Here is a 20,288-nt window from a genome sequence, read left to right on the forward strand (position 1 = left end):
CCCCCCCCCCCCCCCCCCCCCCCCCGCCGGCCCGACCCGGCCTGCTGGCGGCCTCCGGCCGGCATCGGCCGGTCGGGCCGGCTTCGATCCGTCTAGCGCGGTGACCACAAACGTTGACCGGGTTGGCAGCTCGGGGCGGAAGTCGCCACGCTGTCTCTCATGAGCCAACGTGACGACCGAAAGTCTGATGTCCAACGACTCCTCGACGAACTCTGCATCAAGCTGGGCTTCTGCCTGCCACCCGAGGAGAACCGTCGGCTCCGCGAGTCCCCTCCGGGCGAGGTAGACAGCTTCACCGATGCGGTCTTCAAGGCCGAGGGGATGGGCGACATGAGCTACACGGACCTCCGCCGCCAAGTACGAGAGGTCGTCGGTCAGCACCTAAGCCGATGGGTGGAGACCGACTCTCAGGAGCTGGAGACCCGACCCGGTGAACGATCGTGGTCACCGCACTAGGTGACTCGACCGCGGCTTCTGCCATCATCCGATGGTGGAGATCTGGTCCCACGGCACCGAGCTGTACGAGGTGAACTCGTACTACAGCCTGCCCGACGACGCCTGGCAGTACGAGCTGACCGGCATGTCGGAGGCGGGCGGACATCTCTCTGTCGTCATCCCTGACGCAACCCCGGAGGACGGCCCGTTCACGCCATAGCCAGCACATCGCGTCCTGGTGCAGATCGGTGACAGGCAGATTCCCTGGCCGATCTTTCGACGTCTCATCGATCTGATCGAGTCGTCCGGTGACCTCGTTGAAGCCGACAAGGACGAGCCGCACACCAGCGGCCGAGACGATCGCGGGATCGGCTGAGCGACGGCCAACTTGGGGCGATCGGCTGCCGCGCCGCTTCGCGGCTTGCCACCGAGCACCGCGGTCCAAGCCCGCGGAGAGCCAGCGACACGGCAAGCCGCCCCCGGCCCGAAGGCCGGAGGCGGTAAGCCGTACGCCGCCGGACAACCGCGCACCCATCGGCGCCGTGCCAGCCGCGTGCCAGTAGCCGGTGTCCCAGGCGGTCAGCAGCGGTCATGATCGGGCACCACGGGCACTGCCGCTGGGCAGGCGTTCCGGACAGATCAGGTCAGCGGAGAACGATCTTCCAAACTGCGGGTGCCGGAGGCTGAGTGGGGTCTACTATCGCGGCGTGTCAGACGACGACATCAGCGGGCACTTATGGCGCGAAGAGGCGGCGAGGCAGCCGCCTCTTGCACAAGACGCCCAGGTGCTGGGCCGGCTGATTGAGCACGACCACGACCCGGCCGAGGTTTCCTACTACGAAGTGTTTGCGGACCCAGACGCGCAGGCGCTCGACGACGCGCAGCGCTCCTATGCCGGGCAGTACCTCCGCAGAGTGCGGCGGCTTCGGGAGCGAGACAGGCACGCCAAGACCGACCGTAAGGGCTGATGGCCGTCGTCGGGCGTCCGCAGCACCTCGTGCAGAGTGCGTGCAATGATCTTGCCTTGCGGTGTCGAGGTGTAGCCGGCCCGCGCAGGTCACGGCACCAATGGCAAGCCTGCCTCAGTCGCCTTCCTAAACCGTGTGTCGCAGGTTCGAATCCTGCCGGGGGCACCTCGAAGATCAGCCAAAACGCCGTCTGAACTGCGGATACGCTTCCGCGTCGGTGGGTCGCCCTATGCAGTGGTGTGCCGCGTGGCGCCGCCGTTTGTCGCTGTCCACGGACTATTCACGGAATGATCTTGGGAGGGTTTTCCCAGGTCGCGCCCGTTGTTCCGGTCAAGATCCGGATCCGTCACGGTGATCCTCGTAGCCGCTGTCGTGGTGCCCCGCGTCCTGTTGGACCTGCCGTTCCTGCACGAAATAGTCCCCGAGGTCCGCGAGGAGACGCGTACGGGCGGCGTCCAGGCGTGTCGTGTAGTCCGGCATGAAGATCTCCACGAGCGACTTATCCAGAGCGCCGCTGATGCGGTGCAACGCCGACCAGACGGCGATGTCCTCGTCAACGATGACATCGAACCTCTCAGTACCGATCACCTTGTCAAGCCAATCGGAGAGCACCAGGGCCTGGTCGTGGGTCAGCTTGATCGTGAAGTCCTCGGCCACCGAGCGAGAGTAGCCAGAGAACAATGCCGGAGTGCAGGCGCTACTCACCCAGACCGCCCAACGCCGCCTGAATCCGCTGGTTCACCGTCGCCTCTTGGCCGTCGATGCACTTGGCGTACACCTTCAGCAGCACGTCCACGTAGTGCCCAGCACGGGCGGCGACGTCGGTTGCCGGAACACCGGAGTTCAGCCACAACGACACCGCTGCGTGCCGCAGGTCGTACGGCCGCCCGGCCCGCGGGGACGCCACCTGCACCGGAGCGCGGCGGACGTTCTGCCACCACCGGTCGAGGACCCGGGCGAAGTGGATCGCGTCCAGGGCGGACCGCCGGTAGTCGTAGCTGGCGGGGTCGACCGGGGCGCCGAGCACGTCATCGTTGGGGCCGTGGCGGTGGTTCGCACGGTGCGACGTAGGCGCCGCGCCGTAGGTGGGAGTGGACCGGGCCGTGTGAGCCGAGGGTCAGGGTGACGAGAGCACTGCTCAGGAGGCGTTGAGGGTGAACGGGTGTCCAGGACGGTCGGGACGCCAACCGTTGGTCAGCGCTGTACGGATGACCTGCTCGACCAGCGCCGGAAGCACAGGCTTCCCCGGTAGTGCCATCCAGTTGTCCAGCCGTGCTGATGGCATCTGCACGACCAGAACGGACCCCGGCTCCTGGGTACGCTCTTCTTCGGAATCGCCACCGTCGCTCCTCTCTCCAGACCAATCCGAGGGTAGCCAACGCGCGTGAACGCGGCCCCCGTTCTTGTGGTGCCCCCATGCCGCGACGAGCGCGAGGGTGCTCAATCTCCGACGAGGTTCGGGCGCTCGCTGCCGCGCCGCTCCGCGGCTTGCCACCGGAGACCGGGGTCCAGGCGCGCGGAACGCCGCCCGCACGGGAAGCCGCCCCGAGCCGAAGGGCAGGGCGGTAACCGTACGTCGCCGGACAGCCACGCGCCCACCGCGCAGCCGTGCCAGCCACGTGCCAGTAGCCGGTGTCCCGGGCGGCCAGCAGCGGTCATGATTGGGCATCACGGCACCGCCGCTGACCAGGCGCTTCGGACAGATCGGGTCAGCCGGAAACGGTCTACCAAACTGACGGTGTAGCGCTGCTATGGTGCGCGCGTGTCGGATCCCGTGGATGCGCTCGTTCATCCGCAGGCGGTCGCCGTCGATGCACCTCGCGTACACCTTCAGCAGCACGTCGACCGAGTGTCCCGCCCGCTGCGCGACCTCGGGCGCCGGCATCCTGGCCCGGCGCGACGAGGGCGGACACCGTGTCAGCGGTCGTGTCAGGGGCGTGTCAGGGGCGTGTCAGGCCGGGCGCCGATCGTGGGTTGCATGAGAACAGCGATTGAGGTTTCGGGGCTGCGAAAGGTCTTTGGCGACAAGGTGGTGCTGGATGGCATTGATCTGGATGTCGAGGCGGGCACGATATTCTCGCTGCTCGGTCCGAACGGGGCGGGTAAGACGACGACGGTGAACGTGTTGACCACGTTGATGCGGGCCGACGGCGGGACGGTGCGCGTGGCCGGGCACGATGTGGCGACCGAGGCCAGGGCGGTGCGTTCGGCGATCGGGGTCACCGGTCAGTTCGCGGCGGTGGACGAGTTGCTCTCGGGGCGGGAGAACCTGCAGTTGATGGTGGATCTGGCGCGGGTGCCGGCCGTCGAGGGCAGGAGGGTCGTCGCTGATCTGCTGGATCGCTTCGAGTTGAGCGAGTCGGCGGGCAAGCTCGCGTCGAGCTATTCCGGGGGTATGCGTCGCAAGCTCGACCTGGCGATGACGCTGGTCGGTAACCCGCGGATCATTTTCCTGGACGAGCCGACGACGGGCCTGGACCCGCGTAGCCGCCGCACGATGTGGTCGATCATCCGTGACCTGGTGGCCGACGGTGTGACCATCTTCCTCACCACCCAGTACCTCGAGGAAGCCGATCAGCTAGCCGACCGTATCGCGGTGCTCGACCAGGGTCGCCTGGTCGCCCAGGGCACCGCCGGTGAACTCAAACGCCAGATCCCCGGCACCCACGTCCGGCTGCGGTTCGCCACCGTGGCTCACCTCGACGCGGCCGCGCGGCTCTTCACCGACGCCACCCGCGACACCGAGGCGATGACCCTGCGGGTTCCCAGCGACGGCGCGACGGCTTCGCTGCGGGCTCTGCTGGACCGCCTCGACGAGTACTCACTCGACGCCGAGGAGTTCTCGGTGCACACACCCGACCTCGACGACGTTTTCCTCGCCCTGACGGGCCGCAGCACGGAGGTGACCGCGAAATGAGCACCAAGTCCCACGCGATGGTGATGCTGCGTCGCAACTTCACCCACATCGCCCGGAACCCGACCTCGGTGTTCAACGCGGTCCTGATGCCGATCGTGATGATGCTGATGTTCGTGTACGTGTTCGGAGACGCCTTCAGCGTCGGTGTCGACTACATCGACTACGCCACCCCGGGACTGATGTTGTTGGCCGTCTGCTACGGGCTCGGAGCCACCGCGACAGCGGTCAACTCCGACATGACCAAGGGCATCATCAACCGGTTCAAAGTCATGCACGTCTCCCGCGGCGCGGTGTTGACCGGTCACGTCGTGGCCAGCGTGCTGACCAACCTGGTCGCCATCGCCGCCCTCATCGCGGTGGCGTTCCTGCTGGGATTCGACCCCTCGGCGAGTGCCCTGCACTGGCTCGGCGTGCTCGGCATCGTCGTGCTGCTCGGCTTCGCGACCAGCTGGCTCACCGTCGCCCTGGGACTGGCGGCGAAATCCGTGGAAACCGCCGGCCTGGCCGCCGTACCTCTGATCATGCTGCCGTTCTTCAGCAGCGCGATCGTCCCGGCGGAGAAGATGGGCCCGGGCGTGCGGCAGTTCGCGGAATACCAGCCCTTCACACCGATCATCGAAACCCTACGCGGACTTCTCAACGGCACCCCGGACACCGGCGACGCGGCCGCCGCCATCGCCTGGTGCGCCGGCATCGCCCTCGTCGGATACCTGTGGGCGTCCGCCACGTTCAACAAGCGAGCGTGACCGCGACCAGTCGACTCCAGTCCGTCTCCGCGCCCTCCCGAGCCGCCTCGGCGAATTCCACGTCGCCGAGGCGGCTCCGCGCTGTCCGCTCGATCCGCGCCACATCCGGGTGGGAACGATCCGGTAGTCCGCGCACGCCGTTGCTCGCCGCCAGCAGCCGTGCGGCCTGCTCGTACTGGCCGCGGCGCAGTGCCAGGTCCGCGATCCCGACGAGTGTCTGCGCGATCAGGGGCGCGTGCCCCGCCTCGGCCGCCGCCCGGCAGGCCGAGGCGTGGTACCTGAGGGCCTCGCCGAGATCGTCGGCGAGGTAGCCCAGCAGGTCGTGCGTCACCGCGCGGAGGTACGACCGCTCCGCCCTGTCGCCCAGCATGGCCGTCGCGACATCGAGCTGGCGGTGAGCCTCCTCGGCGTTGCCGCCCCAGCGAGCGAGTTCCGCCTTCGAGAGGGCCAGCTCCGCCAGCGCGTCCGGCCAGGTGACCCTCTCGGCGCATCTCTGCGCCTCGCCGATGGCAGTAGCGCTGGCGTCCTCGTCACCCAGCAGCCAGTACAGCTGCGCCTGTCGCGACCGCATCCGGATGACGTCCTCGATGGCACCGACCTCGGTCACGACCACGATCGCCTGTTCGTAGTACTCGCAGGCACCGGCGAACTCGCCGCGCGTGGCGATGCGTTCGGCCAGCTCGCTCAGGGCGAAGGAGATCCCATACCTCTCGCCCAGTACCCGAAACTCCGCGAGCGCCGTCTCAAGGTATGCGTCCGCGTCCCGCCCGCCGTGGCCGAGCATGATCCGCATCTTGCCGAGATGCAGCCGGGCCAGTGCGCGTACCCAGGGGTCCCTGTTGTCCAGCAATGGTTCCCACGTGGGCAGGAACGCGCCCGGCGCCTGCAACATCCGTTCCAGCGGGACGGCCAACTCCAGCAGCGGATTGCGGAACCCGCTGCGCTCGCCGAACCGGTAGGCCTTGTGGATCCACTCCTCCACCAGGTGTTCGTCGCCCCGCCCGGAGCCCGCGATCAGCACGACAAGCGCGTACACCATGGCCCGGATCTCGTCGGTCACCTCGCCGGGAATCTTCGTGGCGGCGATGATCAGCTCGATGCCTTCAGCCTTGTGCCCACCGAGCCACCAGTACCAGCCAGCGGCTGCCGCGAGCCGCATCGCCGCCTGCGCCTCGCCGGCCGCGAGCGCACTACGCATCGCGGAACCGATGTTGTCGTGCTCGACCCTGAGCGTGGCGAGCCACTCCAGCTGCTCGGCGCGGCGAAGGTGCGGCTCCGCGGTCTCGGTCAGTTCGGTGAAGTAGGCGAGATGCGCGTGGCGCGCCAGGTCCGATTCCCCCGCCTCCGCGAGCCGGTGCCCGGCGTACTCCTTGATCGTGCCGAGCATCCGGTAGCGGGGCGCACTGTCGCCCTCGGCGACCAGCAGCGACTTCTCGGTCAGCGCGGTGAGCAACTCGAGCACCTGTTCCTGCTCGACCGCGTCGCCGACGCAGACCCGCTCGGCCGCTTCCAGGCTCGCCCCGCCCAGGAACACCGAGAGCCTGCGCAGGACCACCCGTTCGGCGTCGGTCAGCAACTCCCAGCTCCAGTCGACCATGGCGCGCAGCGTCCTGTGCCGCGGCAACGCGGTACGGCTACCGCTGGTCAGCAGGCGGAACCGGTCGTCGAGCCGGTTGGCGAGCTGTTCGATGGACATGGTGCGCAACCTGGCCGCGGCCAGTTCGATCGCCAGCGGCATCCCGTCCAGCGCCCGGCAGACGCGCACCATCGTCGACAAGGTGTGGGCGTCGACCGGGAGATCCCTGCGCACCGCGCTCGCCCGGTCCCACAGCAACCGGACGGCCGGCGCGGACGCGATCTCGCCGGGGCCGGCGTCCCCCTCCGGCAAGGCCAGGGGCTTGACCGGCCACAGCGTCTCACCGGTGATGCCGAGCGGTTCTCTGCTCGTCGCCAGGATCCGCAGCCGTCGGCACTCCCCGAGCATGCGATGGGCGAACGCCGCCGCCGACTCGACGACGTGCTCGCAGTTGTCCAGGATCAGCAACATGGCCCGCTCGCGGATCGCGGCGATGAGGCGGTCCGTCGGCTCCGCGTCCGGTGCCTCGCCGAGCAGCGCGTCCCGGAGGCCGAGCGCGGCGAGCGTCGAGTGCGCCACGTCACCGTCGGCGCCGATGGCGGCGAGCTCCACCAGCCAGGCCCCGTCCGGCAGGTCGTCGAGCAGCGTGCGGGCGGTTTCCGTGGCCAGTCGGGTCTTCCCCGAGCCGCCCGGCCCGATCAGGGTGGTGAGCCGATGATCGGCGATGAGTTCGCCGACCGCGGCGACATCAGCGTCCTTGCCGATGAAGCTGGTCAGCTCGGCACGCAGGTTGGTTTTCCGGTTCTCCCCCCGCCGTCCCGACTCGCCTCGCAGCAGCGCGACGTGCAGTGCGGACAGCTCCGGTGAGGGATCGACGCCCAGCGTGTCGGCGAGCGCTTCTCTTGTGCGCTGGTACACGAGCAGCGCCTCGGTGTCGCGACCGGTCGCGGCGAGGGCACGCATCAGCGCGGCGACGAGCCGTTCTCGCACCGGGTGCGCGGCCACCAGACTGGTCAGTTCGGTGACCACCTCCGCACCGTGGCCGAGGCTGATCTCCGCATCGAACCGATCCTCCATGGCTGTCAGGCGTAGCCCTTCGAGCCGGGTGACCGCCGCGCCGAACGCCGCGCTGTCCGGCAGGCCGACGTCCTGCATGGCGGCACCGCGCCACAGCGCGAGGGCCTCGCGCAGCCGCCGTAGCCGCCGTGGGTCCTCGTCGTCGCGGGCCTCGCCGACGAGGCGTTCGAACCGCACGGCGTCGACGGCGTCGGGTTCCACCGTCAAGCGGTAGCCGTCCGCCTGCCCCTCGACGACCCCCTCCGGCAGCGCCTTCCGCAGCCGGGAAACCAGGCGGTGCAGGGCGTTCGCCGCGTCCGTGGGCGGGCGTTCACCCCAGATCCAGTCGATGAGCGTCGCCTTTGGGACCACGCGACCTGGTTCGAGTGCGAGGGCGATCAACAGCCCGCGCAGCCGCGCGCCCGGCACGTCGGCGAAGGCGCCGTCGTCCGTGCGGACCTCGAACGATCCGAGCATCCCGATCTGCATCCGCCGGATTTTGCCACGGCGATGAGCGGGCATCGAACTGCCGACGCTCGCACCGCAGCTTGCCGAGCGGGCCACGAGGTGCGGGGAGCCTTTCTCTGGCTGGGACTGACACGGCGACCAGCGCGGCGTCACTCGTCGCAAGCGGTGTTGCAGGCCGGCGGGATGGCATCCACCGAATCGAGGATCAAGGTCTGGATCGTCTCCGACTTCCTGCGCCGGAGCACAGAGGCAGGCCGCAAGCCCTAGGACGTACGTCTCAGACAGGCCAGCCACGCGATCCGGTACAGCTCCGACGACTCGGCCGAAGCTCTCTACGATCTCGGCGGTCGCCAGGCGGTGGTCACGCGCTATCCCGACGAGCGGGGCCTCGAATACGGTGCGGCGATCTGCGCCGACGTCGCCGCTCAACTGGTGACCCCCGCGGTGCACCGCCCCGTACGCCCCTGGCCTCGGTGGACCCGTCGCTCTCGCGGCGACCTGAGCCACCCGCTGCGGGCTTGACCTCAAGCGAGGTTGAGGTAGTCGGATGGGGGCATGCGTGCGATTCAGCTTCACGAGTTCGGTCCGCCCGAGAAGCTCGTCCTCGGCGAGGTGCCCGACCTGTCGCCCGGCCCCGGCCAGGTCAGGATCGCGGTGTCCGCCAGCGGCGTACACCTGCTCGACACGAGCCTGCGCCGGGGCGAGGCCGGCGGCCCGATGCCGCCGCCCGAGCTGCCCACCATCCCCGGCCGGGAGGTCGCCGGCGTCGTGGACGACCTGGGCGACGGCGTCGACGAGTCGTGGCGCGGCAGGCGGGTCGTCGCGCACCTGGGCATGGTGCCGGGCGGGTACGCCGAACAGGCGGTCACGGCGGTCGGGTCGCTCTTCGCCGTACCGCAGAGTCTGAGCTTCGCCGAGGCGGTGGCGGCGGTCGGCACGGGCCGGACCGCGCTCGGGATCTTCGACCTGGAACCGCCGACGGCGGACGATGTCGTCTTCGTGCCGTCGGCGGCCGGCGGGGTGGGCTGGCTGCTGGTCCAGGCCGCGCGGACGACCGGCGCCACCGTGGTGGCGGCGGCGCGGGGCGCCGAGCGGACGGCGAAGCTGCGCGACCTCGGGGCGGACGTGGTGGTGGACTACGGGCTCCCGGACTGGACCGACCGGGTGCGGGAGCGGGTCGGCAACCTGAGCCTCGTGTACGACGGGGTGGGCGGCGCGGTGGGCCGGTCGGCCCTGGAGCTGATGAAGCCGGGCGGCCGGTTCATGATGTTCGGCTGGTCGGCCGGCGAGGCGACCCGGATCGAGACCGGCGACATCGTCGGGCGCGGCGTGACCGTCGGCTGGCTGATGCAGCGGATGCGCGCCCTGCCGGGCGGCATCCCGGCGCTGGCCGCCCGGTCGTTGGAGCTGGCGGGCAAGGGCTGGTGGCGGCCGTTGGTCACGACCTATCCGCTGGCCGACGCCGCCACCGCGCACGCCGATCTGGAGGGGCGCCGGGCGCTGGGCAAGGTGGTGCTGACCGTGCCGCGGTGACACCGGCGCCCCGGCGGCGCGCCCCGCTGCCGCACCCCGGCCGCCCCGCCCATCGTCGGCGGCGGGGCGGCCGGGTCGGGCGGTCGTCAGAGCGCGGCGCGGATCGCCTCGGCCAGCGTGGTCGGCTGCCGGCCGATCAGCTTCCCGAGGTCGTCGCTGTCGACGTCCAGCGCGCCCTCGGCGACGCCCCGGTCGCCGTCGGCGAGCACCTCCGCGTACGACCGCGGCACGCCGGCGCCGGCGAGCACCTCGACGTACCTCTCCACCGGCAGATCGGTGTAGCCGACCCGGCGGCCGGCCTGCCGGGACAGCTCCTCGGCCAGTCCGGTCATCGTGAACGGCGCACCAGCCAGTTCGTACACCTGGTTGGTGTGGCCCTCGGTGGTGAGCACCGCCGCGGCGGCCTCGGCGTAGTCGGCGCGGGCGGCCGCCCCGATCCGGCCGTCGCCGGCGGCGCCGACGACGCCGTGCTCCAGGTACGCCGGGAGCTGGGGGAGGTAGTTCTCGAAGTACCAGTTGTTGCGCAGGAACACGTACGGCAGGCCGGAGGAGCGGAGCTCCTGCTCGGTGGCGCGGTGCTCGGCGGCCAGGATGAGGCTGGACGTGTCGGCCCTGGTGATGCTGGTGTAGACGACCAGCCCGACGCCGGCCTCCCTGGCGGCGGCGACGACGTTGCGGTGCTGCCGCACCCGCTGCCCGACCTCGCTGCCGGAGACGAACATCAGCCTCTCCGCCCCGGCGAAGGCGGCACGCAGCGAGTCCGGGTCGGTGTAGTCGGCCCGCCGCACCGTCACGCCGCGCCCGGCGAGGTCGGCCAGCCGGTCGGTGTCCCGGCCGAGCGCCACGACCTGCCCGGCCGGTACGCCGCGGCGCAGCAGCGATTCGACGATCAGGCGACCGAGGTGGCCGGTGGCGCCGGTGACGACGATGGTCATGGGTACTCCTTGCGAAGGTGCGGGAAGGTGTCGGACGTCAACGGCAACGGGAATGCCTCCCTCATACTTCCCGTTGGAGAGTAGGCACCTTGAAGTGCGTGACTTACCGTTGGAGAGTGAAGTGCATCCGAACGTCTTCGCCCGCGCCTGCGGCAGCCGGCAGGTCCTGGACCGGATCGGCGACCGGTGGAGCGTCCTGGTGATGCTCGCCCTCGCCGACGGCACGAAGCGCTACGGCGAGCTGGCCCAGCGGATCGAGGGGGTGAGCCAGAAGATGCTCACCCAGAACCTGCGCGCCCTGGAACGCGACGGCCTGCTGACCCGGACGGTGCACGCGAGCGTGCCGCCGCGGGTCGACTACGCGCTGACCGACCTCGGCCGTAGCCTGCTCGACCTGCTCGCCGGCCTGGAGTCCTGGGCGACCACCCACCTCGACGAGGTGGAGGCCGCCCGCGCCCGCTACGACGCCGAGACCCGTTAGGCGGGAACGGGCAATCGCCCGCCGGATGTAACGAGATTCGCCGGCAAGACGCTGCGTGCGCAGCCCGCGCGGATTCCCATCGCCGGGAATAGGCTCCGCGTATCGGCGGCCGCCAGCGCGGCCATGCGTACCGGGGATCGGACGCGGATCGAGGGGGCGCGTCCGGTGCCGGTGCCGCTTCTGAATCCCACACCGGAGGACCCGTGCGCCGTACCGCACTCTTCGCCACACTGACCACCGCGGCGCTCGCCGCGGCCGTCGTCGCCGCCACACCGGCATCCGCCATCAACACCTACAACGCGCTGCCCGCCCCGGAGCGCACCGAGGTCGGCGCCCTGATCGTGCAGTGGGACCGCGACGGCGATCCCGGCACGCCGGACGTGGTGGACTGGTACTGCTCCGGCACGATGATCGACCGGGACGTCTTCCTGACCGCTTCGCACTGCACCACCGACTGGGCCCCGGGCGCCCGGTTCTACGTCTCGCTGGCGCAGGACGTCGAGGGCGCGCTGGCCGCCGCCAAGGCCGCCGGGCTCGGCCCGGCCCAGGTGGCCGCCTCCGTGGGCGTCGAGGGCACGCCGCACGTCCACCCCGACTACCCGGGAAACTCGGCCGACTCGCACGACATCTCGGTGGTCACCCTCGACGCCGCGCAGGCCGGCGAACTGGACCGGCGCTGGGACTTCACCCCGGCCACCCTGCCGACCGCCGGCCAGCTCGACGCGCTCGGCTCGCGGGCGCTCGACGCGGCCCGGTGGGAGGTCATGGGGTACGGCACCGCCGAGGCCCAGCGCGAGCCGGGCGGGCACGTCCACCCGGGCGGCGGCGTGCGGATGAAGGCCGAGGTCGGCTTCAACGCGCTCAACGACACCTGGGTGCGGCTCGCCATGAACGAGTCCCGCGACTACGGAGGGGCCTGCTACGGCGACTCCGGCGGCCCGAACTTCGTCACCGTCGGCGGACAGCGGCTCCTCGCCTCGACGACGATCACCGGCGACGCCCCCTGCTACGCCACCAACGTCACCTACCGGCTGGACAGCGACAGCGCCCGGGACTTCCTGGACGACTTCGTCGACCTGCCCTGAACGACGGGACGCGACGGCGGCCGGCGGGACCATCGCCGGCCGCCGTCGCGCGTCACCGCCCGGCCGCCCCCGTCGCCTTGCCGCCCGCCGCGAGCGCGGCGGCCTGCTCCGGCCGCCGTGCCGTCGCGATCGGCTCGACCCGGCCGCCGTGGCGGCCCGACCCGGCGGGGTCGGTCAACCCGGGGGGAGCTGGGCGACCTTCGTGAGCACCTTGTCGATCAGGCCGTACTCGCGGGCCTGCTCGGCGGTGAACCACCGGTCCCGGTCCCAGTCCCGCTGGATCTCGTCCAGGGTGCGCCCACTGTGCTGGGCGATCAGCTCCTGCATGGTGCGCTTCACGTGCAGCATGTTCTCGGCCTGGATGGTGATGTCCGCGGCCGTGCCGCCCATCCCGCCGGACGGCTGGTGCATCATGATCCGCGAGTGGGGCAGCGCGTAACGCTTTCCGGCCGCCCCGGCGCAGAGCAGGAACTGGCCCATCGAGCCGGCCAGGCCGAGCGCCAGGGTGGCCACGTCGTTCTTGACGTAGCGCATCGTGTCGTAGACGGCCATCCCCGCGCTCACCGAGCCGCCCGGCGAGTTGATGTAGAGGAAGATGTCCCGATCCGCGTCCTCGGCGGCGAGCAGCAGGATCTGGGCGCAGATCTGGTTCGCCGATTCGTCGGTCACCTCGGTGCCGAGGAAGATGATCCGCTCCTTCAGCAGCCGGTTGAACACCTGGTCGCCGAAGGACGGATGCCCACCGTCCAACATGCGTACGCCCGTAGCGATCATTTGTGCGCCCTCCCACAGCGCCGGCGGGCGACCGGAGACGCCCGGGGGACCGGCCTCTCCAGACTGCCCGGTGAACCGCGCGTCGCCGTAGCGATTCTGCCCGCGGCAGATCCGCCCAGGGCGGAAAGCGGCCGAGCCTAGACGGCCGCCAGCCGCCGTCGGCCCGACCGGCACCGTCCGCAGCCGAGCACGGCACGGGTACGCGGGCCGGGGTGACCGCTCCGGGCGGAGGCGGAGCGCCCCACCCGGACGGTCGGCCCGCCGGCCGGCGGAGCCAGGTGGAGCAGCGGGCCACCGGTCCGGAGACCGACCCGGACGACCGGCGCGGCGCCGGTGGCGTCCGCCAGCTCCAACCCGGCCGGGTCGGCGCCGGCCGGGCCCGCCCCGGCGAGGGCCAGGTCCGCCCGGGGCGCGGCCGGGATGCGCGGCTCGACCCGGCGCAGGTCGTCGCGCGCCTCCTCGAGCAGGTCGGAGAGGTGGATGCCGAGCGCCCGGCAGATCGCCGCGAGCACCTCCGAGGATGCCTCCTTGCGACCGCGTTCGACCTCGGACAGGTAGGGCACGGACACCCCGGCGGCCTCGGCCACCTCGCGCAGCGTGCGGCCCTGCCGCAGCCGGAGCCGGCGCAGCACTCCGCCGATCACTCGTCGCAGCAACGACATGCGGGCCTCACTCTCGTGGTCGCCGTCGGGGGACACCCCTCATCATGCCCTGTTGCGGCGCTGCGGACCGCCTCGGCGGGTCGCCCGCCGGGTGCGGTCCCGACGGATGGCTCCTCCGGCCGCCCCGGCCGGGGGAGGGTCCGTGCCGTCCGCCGGTTGCCGGATTCCGAGACCCGACCGGTTGCCCTCGTCGGCGACCCCGCCGTGCGGAATCCGCCCGGGCCGCTATGTTGTGGTCGTGCAGGCGACGACGGAGTCGGGGCAGGTCCTCAGGTGATCCATTTTCCCGCGCAGCGACGGGGGCCGCTGAGCGCGCTGAGCCTCCGGCTTGCCGCCGCCGTCGGCCTGGTCTTCGCGACCGTCGCCGTGGTCTATCTCGACCGGGACGGCTACCGCGACGTCAACGAGGACGGGCTGACCCTCCTCGACTGCTTCTACTACGCGGTGGTCACCCTGTCGACCACCGGCTACGGCGACGTCACCCCGGTCAGCCAGACCGCCCGGCTGATCAACGTCGTCTACATCACGCCGGCCCGGGTGCTTTTCCTGATCATCCTGGTCGGCACCACCCTGGAAGTGCTGACCGAGCAGTACCGCACCGGGCGCCGCCTGTCGCGGTGGAGGAGAGCCGTGAAGGACCACGTCATCATCTGCGGCTACGGCACGAAGGGCCGCAGCGCGGTCTCCGCACTGCTGGAGAACGGGCTCGACAAGTCCCGGATCGTGGTGGTGGAGCGCAGCGGCCCGGCGCTGCGGCAGGCCACCTCGGCCGGCCTGGTGGCGATCGAGGGGTCGGCGACCCGGTCGTCCGTGCTCAACGAGGCGCACGTCCGCAACGCCAAGGCGGTCATCATCGCGACCGACAGCGACGACGCCTCGGTGCTGGTGGCGCTGACCGTACGGCAGCTCACCGCCGGACAGGTGCGGATCATCGCCGCCGCGCGGGAGGCGGAGAACGCCCCGCTGCTCAAGCAGAGCGGCGCCCACCACGTCATCGTCTCCTCGGCCACCGCCGGCCGCCTGCTGGGCCTGTCCACCTCGGCCCCGCCGCTGATCGACGTGGTGGAGGACCTGCTCACCCCGGGCCAGGGCATGGCGCTGGCGATGCGCTCCGCCGAGCGGACCGAGGTGGGCCGCTCTCCCCGCGAGCTGGACTCGCTGGTCATCGCCCTGGTCCGCCGCGGCAAGGTGGTCACCCTGGCCGACAAGGCGGGCGCCGTCATCGAGACCGGCGACATGCTGGTGCACGTCCGCGACGACCGTCCCCAGGCGACCACCGCCTCCTGAAGCTCCCGGGCGGGGCCGACGCCGACGTGACGGCCCCCGGGTTCGGGCTCTTAAGCTGACGAAGAATCGTCTTTGCGGATCTTTTTCCGCGGTGGGCCGCCTGCTACCGTTTGGCGGCTTGGAATTGCCGGTGGGCGTCATCGACCACAGTCGACGCGCCGTCATTGGCTCAGGCACGACGGGGGCTGCATCTTTCGCACATGGGCTGATGCCCTGGCGTCGAACGTCGTCACCCCGTCCGGTCGGGCGCATTCCGCTGAGCCGTTCCGAGCGCCTCGTTAATCGAACGACGGGAAACCAATCAGTGGCTGAAGTGGCAACATCCGCAGGAGCCAGACGGCGTTGGTCGGCCGGCATCGTGGGCCTCGCCCTCGCCGGTGCGGCGTTCGTCGCGCCCGCTACCGTCGCTCAGGCCGCCCCGGCCGGGGACGGCGTGTACGACGCGGCGAGCGGTCCTCGGGTCGACAGCCCGAGGAAGCTGCCGAACCTGCACAAGGGCACGATCGCGCTGCCCCCGCCGGGAGCCATGGGACCTCGGTTCCAGTCCGGCACCGGGGCGTCGCCGCGCATCGTCAAGGGAGAGTTCGCCAGCGCGTCGGAGTTCCCCTACATCGTCGGGATCGTCATGACGTTCCCCGACAACGCCTGGGGCTGGTGCACGGGCACGATCATCGCCCCCAACAAGGTGCTGACTGCCGCGCACTGCGTCACCGGCGAACCGAACACCACCCGGGTGATCGCCGGCAACGACCAGCTCGTGGACTCCTACGGCAGAATCGTCAACACCAGTGGGTACGTGGCCGAGGTCGCTTCCACCTGGACCCATCCGGGTTGGAACCTCGCCCAGCTGAACACCGTCGAGGACGCGCCGATCCGCAACGATGTCTCGGTGCTCACCCTCAAGCAGAACCTGCCGGTCGAGTACACCCCGGTCACCCTGGACACCCAGGGGAACCAGGTGCCCTACGCGGCGGGCACCTCCGCGGTGATCGCCGGCTACGGCATTGCGGCCCCCGACGAGGAGAACCCGGACAGCCGGCTGCGCAAGGCGACGGTGCCGATGCAGTCCGACTCGTACTGCAACGTTCCGGGGCAGTACTACAGCAGCGAGATGTTCTGCGCCGGGGCGGGCCTGCCCGGAGCGCCGGAGAGCGACACCTGCGACGGCGACTCGGGCGGACCGGTCCTGGTCGCCGGCAAGCAGGTGGGCATCACCAGCTGGGGCTACAGGTGCGGCGAGGCCCCCGGCTTCTACGTGCGGCTGAACAACTACGTCAACACGGTCAAGGCCGACCTGACCCGACCGCCGGTGGTGAACGCCGACTGGACCGGCGACGGTCGTACCGACATCGTCGCCCGGGACAGCTCCGGCAACCTGCAGCTCTTCGGCGGCAGCGGCTTCTCCAACGACGGGTTCGGCGGCTTCTACTACAAGCGCAAGCTGAACTCGGGCTGGGGCAGCTTCAAGCGGGTCTTCCGCGTCTACAACTGGAACGGCGACAAGCGGCCGTCCATCATGGCGATGAAGACCACCGGTGAGCTGTACCTCTACAACACCGACGGTCGGGGCAACCTGGTCGGCGGCGCCAAGCTGATCGGCACCGGCTGGGCGGGCTTCACCGCGCTCATGGTGACGAACAACTGGATGGGCAACAACCGCCCGAGCCTGCTGGTCCGCAAGTCCAACGGTGACCTCATCCGCTACACCAGCAACGGTGCGGGCGGCTGGGAGAACCCGGCGGGCACCCGGATCGGCACCGGCTGGAACGGGTTCAACCTGTTCCTGACGCCGGGCGCCTGGAAGGGCGACGGCCTGGAGGTCATCATCGGTCGCACCTCGACCGGTTACCTCAAGATGTACCAGTCCGACGGCAAGGGCGGCTGGACCAACCCGGCCGGCACCCAGATCGGCAGCGGCTGGGGTGGCTTCAAGAGCATCCTGACGCTGGGCGACTGGAGCGGCGACAACATGATGGACATGCTGGGCGTCAACAGCAGCAACCAGATGCGGCTCTACACGACCAACGGCAAGGGCCAGTGGATCGACGCGAGCGGCAAGGTGATCTCCAGCGGCTGGGGTGGGTTCAACCCGATCTTCTGATCAGGTCCGCACCACCTGCGCACGGGAAGGGCCCCCAACCGAACGGTTGCGGGCCCTTCTTCGTCGTACCGAGCGGTGGCGGGCCGGCCTTCCCGAGTGGGCGGCGACCGGCCGCGCCGGTCAGAGGATCGTCCAGGTGTCCCCACTGGCCAGGAGGCCGGCGAGCTGCTGCTCCGGGGTCTCGGTCACCGTCGCCTTCGCCGCGTCGAGCTGCCCCTGCACCACGCTGTCGTAGGACGGCCGGTCCACCGAGCGGAACACGCCGATCGGGGTGTTCCGCAGGTCGAGGCCGGGCAGCCGGGACAGCGCGAAGGCGTACGCCGGGTCGGCGACCGTCGCGTCGTGCACGACGATCTCCCCGGGGCTGACCGAGGCGGTCTCCCGGACCTCCAGGCCGAACCCGCCGGGCGGGTGCACGACGCAGAACTGCCCGTCCTTGCCGAACGTGATGGGCTGCCCGTGCTCCAGCCCGATCAGGTAGTCGTCCCGGGTGGCCGGCTCCTTGAGCTGGTCGAACGCGCCGTCGTTGAAGATGTTGCAGTTCTGGTAGATCTCCACGAACGCCGAGCCCTGGTGCTCCGCCGCGGCCCGCAGCACCGACTGGAGGTGCTTGCGGTCGGAGTCGATGGTGCGGCCCACGAAGGTGGCCTCGGCGCCGAGGGCGAGCGAGAGCGGGTTGAACGGGGCGTCGGCCGAGCCGGCCGGGGTCGACTTCGTGATCTTGCCGACCTCGGAGGTCGGCGAGTACTGCCCCTTGGTCAGGCCGTAGATCCGGTTGTTGAACAGCAGGATCTTCAGGTTGACGTTGCGGCGCAGCGCGTGGATCAGGTGGTTGCCGCCGATGGAGAGGGCGTCACCGTCGCCGGTCACCACCCAGACCGACAGGTCGGGACGGGAGGCCGACAGGCCGGTGGCGATCGCCGGGGCGCGGCCGTGGATGGAGTGCATCCCGTAGGTGTTCATGTAGTACGGGAAGCGGGACGAGCAGCCGATGCCGGAGACGAAGACGATCCGCTCACGCGGGATGTTCAGCTCCGGCATGAACTGCTGGATCGCGGCGAGGATCGCGTAGTCGCCGCAGCCGGGGCACCAGCGCACCTCCTGGTCGGACTTGAAGTCCTTGGCGGTGAGCTTGAGGGCGACGGGCTCAGACATTCTTCAGGACCTCTTCCAGCATCGTCTCCAGCTCGGCGGCGGTGAACGGCAGGCCGCGGACCTGGTTGTAGCCGATCGCGTCGACCAGGTACTTGGCCCGGATCACGTGGGCGAGCTGGCCGAGGTTCATCTCGGGGATGACCACCCGCTCGTAGGAGCGCAGCACCTCACCGAGGTTGGCCGGCATCGGGGCGAGGTGCCGCAGGTGCGCCTGGGCGATGGCGTGGCCGCGCTGGCGCAGGCCCCGGCACGCCGCGCCGATCGGCCCGTACGTCGAGCCCCAGCCGAGCACCAGCACCCGGGCGTCGCCGTCCGGGTCCTCCACCTCGACGTCCGGCACCGGAATCGTCTCGATCCGGGCCGCCCGGGTGCGCACCATGAAGTCGTGGTTCGCCGGGTCGTACGAGATGTCGCCGGTCTTGTCGGCCTTCTCCAGACCGCCGATGCGGTGCTCCAGCCCGGGGGTGCCCGGGATGGCCCACGGCCGGGCCAGGGTCTCCGGGTCGCGTAGGTAGGGCAGGAACGTCGTGCCGTCCTCGCCGTTGGGCCTGCTGGCGAACTCGACCCGCAGGTCCGGCAGCGACTCGACGTCGGGCAGCAGCCACGGCTCGGAGCCGTTGGCGACGTAGTTGTCGGAGAGCAGGATGACCGGGGTGCGGTAGGTCAGCGCGATTCGGGCCGCCTCGATGGCCGCGTGGAAGCAGTCCGCCGGCGACTTCGGCGCGATCACCGCGACCGGGGCCTCGCCGTGGCGGCCGTAGAGCGCCATGTTGAGGTCGGCCTGCTCGGTCTTGGTGGGCATGCCCGTGGAGGGGCCGGCCCGCTGCACGTCGACGATGACCAGCGGCAGCTCCAGCGCCACGGCGAGGGAGATGGTCTCGCTCTTGAGCGCCACGCCCGGGCCGCTGGTGGTGGTGACGCCGAGCGAGCCGCCGTACGACGCGCCCAGCGCCGCGCCGACCGCGGCGATCTCGTCCTCGGCCTGCATGGTGAGCACGCCGAAGCGCTTGTGCTTGCTCAGCTCGTGCAGGATGTCCGACGCCGGGGTGATCGGGTAGGCGCCCAGGAAGACCGGCAGCCCGGAGCGCACTCCGGCGGCCACCAGGCCGAGCGAGAGGGCCGCGTTGCCGGTGATGTTGCGGTAGGTGCCCGGCGGCATCTTCGCCGGTTTGACCTCGTAGCGGACGGCGAAGTCCTCGGTGGTCTCGCCGAAGTTCCAGCCGGCGCGGAACGCCGCGACGTTCGCCGCGACCAGCTCCGGGCGAGCGGCGAACTTGCGCTCCAGGAAGCGCAGCGTCGACTCGTAGGGCCGGTTGTACATCCAGGAGAGCAGGCCGAGGGCGAACATGTTCTTGGCCCGCTCCGCGTCCTTCTTGGACACGTCGTGCTCGGCGAGGGCGCCGACCGTCATCGACGTCAGCGCCACCGGGTGCACCACGTAGCCGGCGAGCGTGTCGTCCTCGAGCGGGTTCGCCTGGTAGCCGACCTTGGCCAGGTTGCGCTTGGTGAACTCGTCGGTGTTGACGATGATGTCCGCCCCGCGCGGCAGGTCGGCCAGGTTGGCCTTGAGCGCCGCCGGGTTCATCGCGACCAGTACGTTCGGCGAGTCGCCGGGGGTCAGGATGTCGTAGTCGGCGAAGTGCACCTGGAAGCTCGACACGCCCGGCAGGGTGCCGGCGGGGGCCCGGATCTCCGCCGGGAAGTTCGGCAGGGTGGAGATGTCGTTGCCCAGCTGCGCGGTCTCCGAGGTGAACCGGTCGCCGGTGAGCTGCATGCCGTCGCCGGAGTCACCGGCGAACCGGATCACCACCCGGTCCAGTTGACGGATCTGCTTGGTCACGCCTGCACCTCGCTTCGCTGTGCGCGGTCGCGCGGGCGGCTGAACATGATGGTGACCTCGCCTAGCCCGGCCACGTGACCTCCTTGACGCACCGCTGTACCAGACCTGCGCGGGGCAGGCCCGGTCCGCTGTAGTTCCTCACCTGAGAGCCTACGTCGGATCGTCGTCCCAACTTTCTCGTAGGCCGCCCTGTGGGATCAGATCGCGCGGGGTTCCACACCGGTTTGCGGCGTTTCCACCCGCGCGCCGTAATCCAGATCACCGGGGGC

At 70.5% G+C, this 20,288-nt stretch carries 19 protein-coding genes; 11 read left to right on the top strand and 8 right to left on the bottom strand.

The features are described 5' to 3' along the window. Window positions 1–159: 159 nt before the first annotated feature. The 4 genes from ACSNOB_RS06555 to ACSNOB_RS06570 all read left to right on the top strand — a co-directional run bounded on the left by ACSNOB_RS06555 (window position 160) and on the right by ACSNOB_RS06570 (window position 1,403). Window positions 160–456: a hypothetical protein gene (locus ACSNOB_RS06555; protein WP_436685716.1), complete on the top strand. Its 297-nt coding sequence runs from the start codon at window positions 160–162 to the stop codon at window positions 454–456. A gap of 31 nt (window positions 457–487) precedes the next feature. Next, on the top strand, window positions 488–655 hold the full coding sequence (locus ACSNOB_RS06560) for a hypothetical protein (protein ID WP_436685717.1): 168 nt from the start codon (window positions 488–490) through the stop codon (window positions 653–655). An 18-nt stretch (window positions 656–673) separates the two neighbouring features. Further along, window positions 674–811 carry a hypothetical protein gene (locus ACSNOB_RS06565; protein WP_436685718.1) on the top strand — a complete coding sequence of 46 codons (138 nt, stop codon included), beginning with the start codon at window positions 674–676 and terminating at the stop codon, window positions 809–811. Window positions 812–1,142: 331 nt separating this feature from the next. Beyond that, window positions 1,143–1,403 carry a hypothetical protein gene (locus ACSNOB_RS06570; protein ID WP_436685719.1) on the top strand — a complete coding sequence of 87 codons (261 nt, stop codon included), beginning with the start codon at window positions 1,143–1,145 and terminating at the stop codon, window positions 1,401–1,403. 330 nt (window positions 1,404–1,733) lie between these two features. On the opposite strand, the gene ACSNOB_RS06575 is transcribed toward ACSNOB_RS06570, so the two are convergent. Further along, window positions 1,734–2,060 (bottom strand): hypothetical protein, encoded by a 327-nt coding sequence (locus ACSNOB_RS06575; protein WP_436685720.1) that lies wholly within the window; start codon window positions 2,058–2,060, stop codon window positions 1,734–1,736. 40 nt (window positions 2,061–2,100) lie between these two features. Next, window positions 2,101–2,430, bottom strand: a complete 330-nt coding sequence (locus ACSNOB_RS06580) for a replication initiator (protein WP_436685721.1) — start codon at window positions 2,428–2,430, stop codon at window positions 2,101–2,103. A gap of 951 nt (window positions 2,431–3,381) precedes the next feature. On the opposite strand from ACSNOB_RS06580, the gene ACSNOB_RS06585 reads away from it, so the two are divergent. Next, on the top strand, window positions 3,382–4,320 hold the full coding sequence (locus ACSNOB_RS06585) for an ATP-binding cassette domain-containing protein (RefSeq protein ID WP_436685722.1): 939 nt from the start codon (window positions 3,382–3,384) through the stop codon (window positions 4,318–4,320). After that, the gene (locus tag ACSNOB_RS06590) at window positions 4,317–5,066 is read left to right on the top strand and encodes an ABC transporter permease (RefSeq protein ID WP_436685723.1); all 750 of its coding nucleotides are present in this window, start codon (window positions 4,317–4,319) and stop codon (window positions 5,064–5,066) included. The genes ACSNOB_RS06585 and ACSNOB_RS06590 overlap by 4 nt, the downstream gene beginning before the upstream one ends. Here the strand turns inward: ACSNOB_RS06590 and ACSNOB_RS06595 are convergent. Next, window positions 5,050–8,187: a BTAD domain-containing putative transcriptional regulator gene (locus ACSNOB_RS06595; protein WP_436685794.1), complete on the bottom strand. Its 3,138-nt coding sequence runs from the start codon at window positions 8,185–8,187 to the stop codon at window positions 5,050–5,052. The genes ACSNOB_RS06590 and ACSNOB_RS06595 overlap by 17 nt on opposite strands. Before the next feature lie 534 nt (window positions 8,188–8,721). On the opposite strand from ACSNOB_RS06595, the gene ACSNOB_RS06600 reads away from it, so the two are divergent. Further along, a complete protein-coding gene (locus ACSNOB_RS06600; protein WP_436685724.1) occupies window positions 8,722–9,699 on the top strand; it encodes a zinc-binding dehydrogenase in 978 nt (325 codons plus the stop codon). Window positions 9,700–9,785: 86 nt separating this feature from the next. Here the strand turns inward: ACSNOB_RS06600 and ACSNOB_RS06605 are convergent, their stop codons facing one another. Then, window positions 9,786–10,634, bottom strand: coding sequence for an SDR family oxidoreductase (locus ACSNOB_RS06605; protein ID WP_436685725.1), 849 nt, complete (start codon window positions 10,632–10,634; stop codon window positions 9,786–9,788). Between the two features lie 94 nt (window positions 10,635–10,728). Between ACSNOB_RS06605 and ACSNOB_RS06610 the strand changes: the two genes are divergently transcribed. Both ACSNOB_RS06610 and ACSNOB_RS06615 read left to right on the top strand, forming a co-directional pair. After that, complete coding sequence (locus ACSNOB_RS06610; protein WP_436685726.1) at window positions 10,729–11,115, top strand: winged helix-turn-helix transcriptional regulator; 387 nt, start codon at window positions 10,729–10,731, stop codon at window positions 11,113–11,115. A gap of 203 nt (window positions 11,116–11,318) precedes the next feature. Next, window positions 11,319–12,200: a trypsin-like serine protease gene (locus ACSNOB_RS06615; RefSeq protein ID WP_436685727.1), complete on the top strand. Its 882-nt coding sequence runs from the start codon at window positions 11,319–11,321 to the stop codon at window positions 12,198–12,200. A gap of 174 nt (window positions 12,201–12,374) precedes the next feature. On the opposite strand, the gene ACSNOB_RS06620 is transcribed toward ACSNOB_RS06615, so the two are convergent. Further along, entirely contained in the window at window positions 12,375–12,974 is a 600-nt protein-coding gene (locus ACSNOB_RS06620) for an ATP-dependent Clp protease proteolytic subunit (protein WP_436685728.1), read from the bottom strand. 137 nt (window positions 12,975–13,111) lie between these two features. Then, entirely contained in the window at window positions 13,112–13,636 is a 525-nt protein-coding gene (locus tag ACSNOB_RS06625; protein ID WP_436685729.1) for a helix-turn-helix domain-containing protein, read from the bottom strand. Between the two features lie 273 nt (window positions 13,637–13,909). On the opposite strand from ACSNOB_RS06625, the gene ACSNOB_RS06630 reads away from it, so the two are divergent. Then, window positions 13,910–14,923 carry a potassium channel family protein gene (locus tag ACSNOB_RS06630; RefSeq protein WP_436685730.1) on the top strand — a complete coding sequence of 338 codons (1,014 nt, stop codon included), beginning with the start codon at window positions 13,910–13,912 and terminating at the stop codon, window positions 14,921–14,923. Window positions 14,924–15,281: 358 nt separating this feature from the next. Further along, window positions 15,282–17,024 (top strand): trypsin-like serine protease, encoded by a 1,743-nt coding sequence (locus ACSNOB_RS06635; RefSeq protein WP_436685731.1) that lies wholly within the window; start codon window positions 15,282–15,284, stop codon window positions 17,022–17,024. A gap of 120 nt (window positions 17,025–17,144) precedes the next feature. Here the strand turns inward: ACSNOB_RS06635 and ACSNOB_RS06640 are convergent, their stop codons facing one another. Both ACSNOB_RS06640 and ACSNOB_RS06645 read right to left on the bottom strand, forming a co-directional pair. Next, window positions 17,145–18,179: a 2-oxoacid:ferredoxin oxidoreductase subunit beta gene (locus ACSNOB_RS06640; RefSeq protein ID WP_436685732.1), complete on the bottom strand. Its 1,035-nt coding sequence runs from the start codon at window positions 18,177–18,179 to the stop codon at window positions 17,145–17,147. Next, the gene (locus ACSNOB_RS06645) at window positions 18,172–20,019 is read right to left on the bottom strand and encodes a 2-oxoacid:acceptor oxidoreductase subunit alpha (protein WP_436685733.1); all 1,848 of its coding nucleotides are present in this window, start codon (window positions 20,017–20,019) and stop codon (window positions 18,172–18,174) included. Before ACSNOB_RS06645 ends, ACSNOB_RS06640 begins: the two co-directional genes overlap by 8 nt. Between the last annotated feature and the right edge of the window lie 269 nt (window positions 20,020–20,288).

The sequence above is a fragment of the Micromonospora sp. URMC 106 genome, assembly GCF_051386395.1.
GTDB lineage: Bacteria > Actinomycetota > Actinomycetes > Mycobacteriales > Micromonosporaceae > Micromonospora.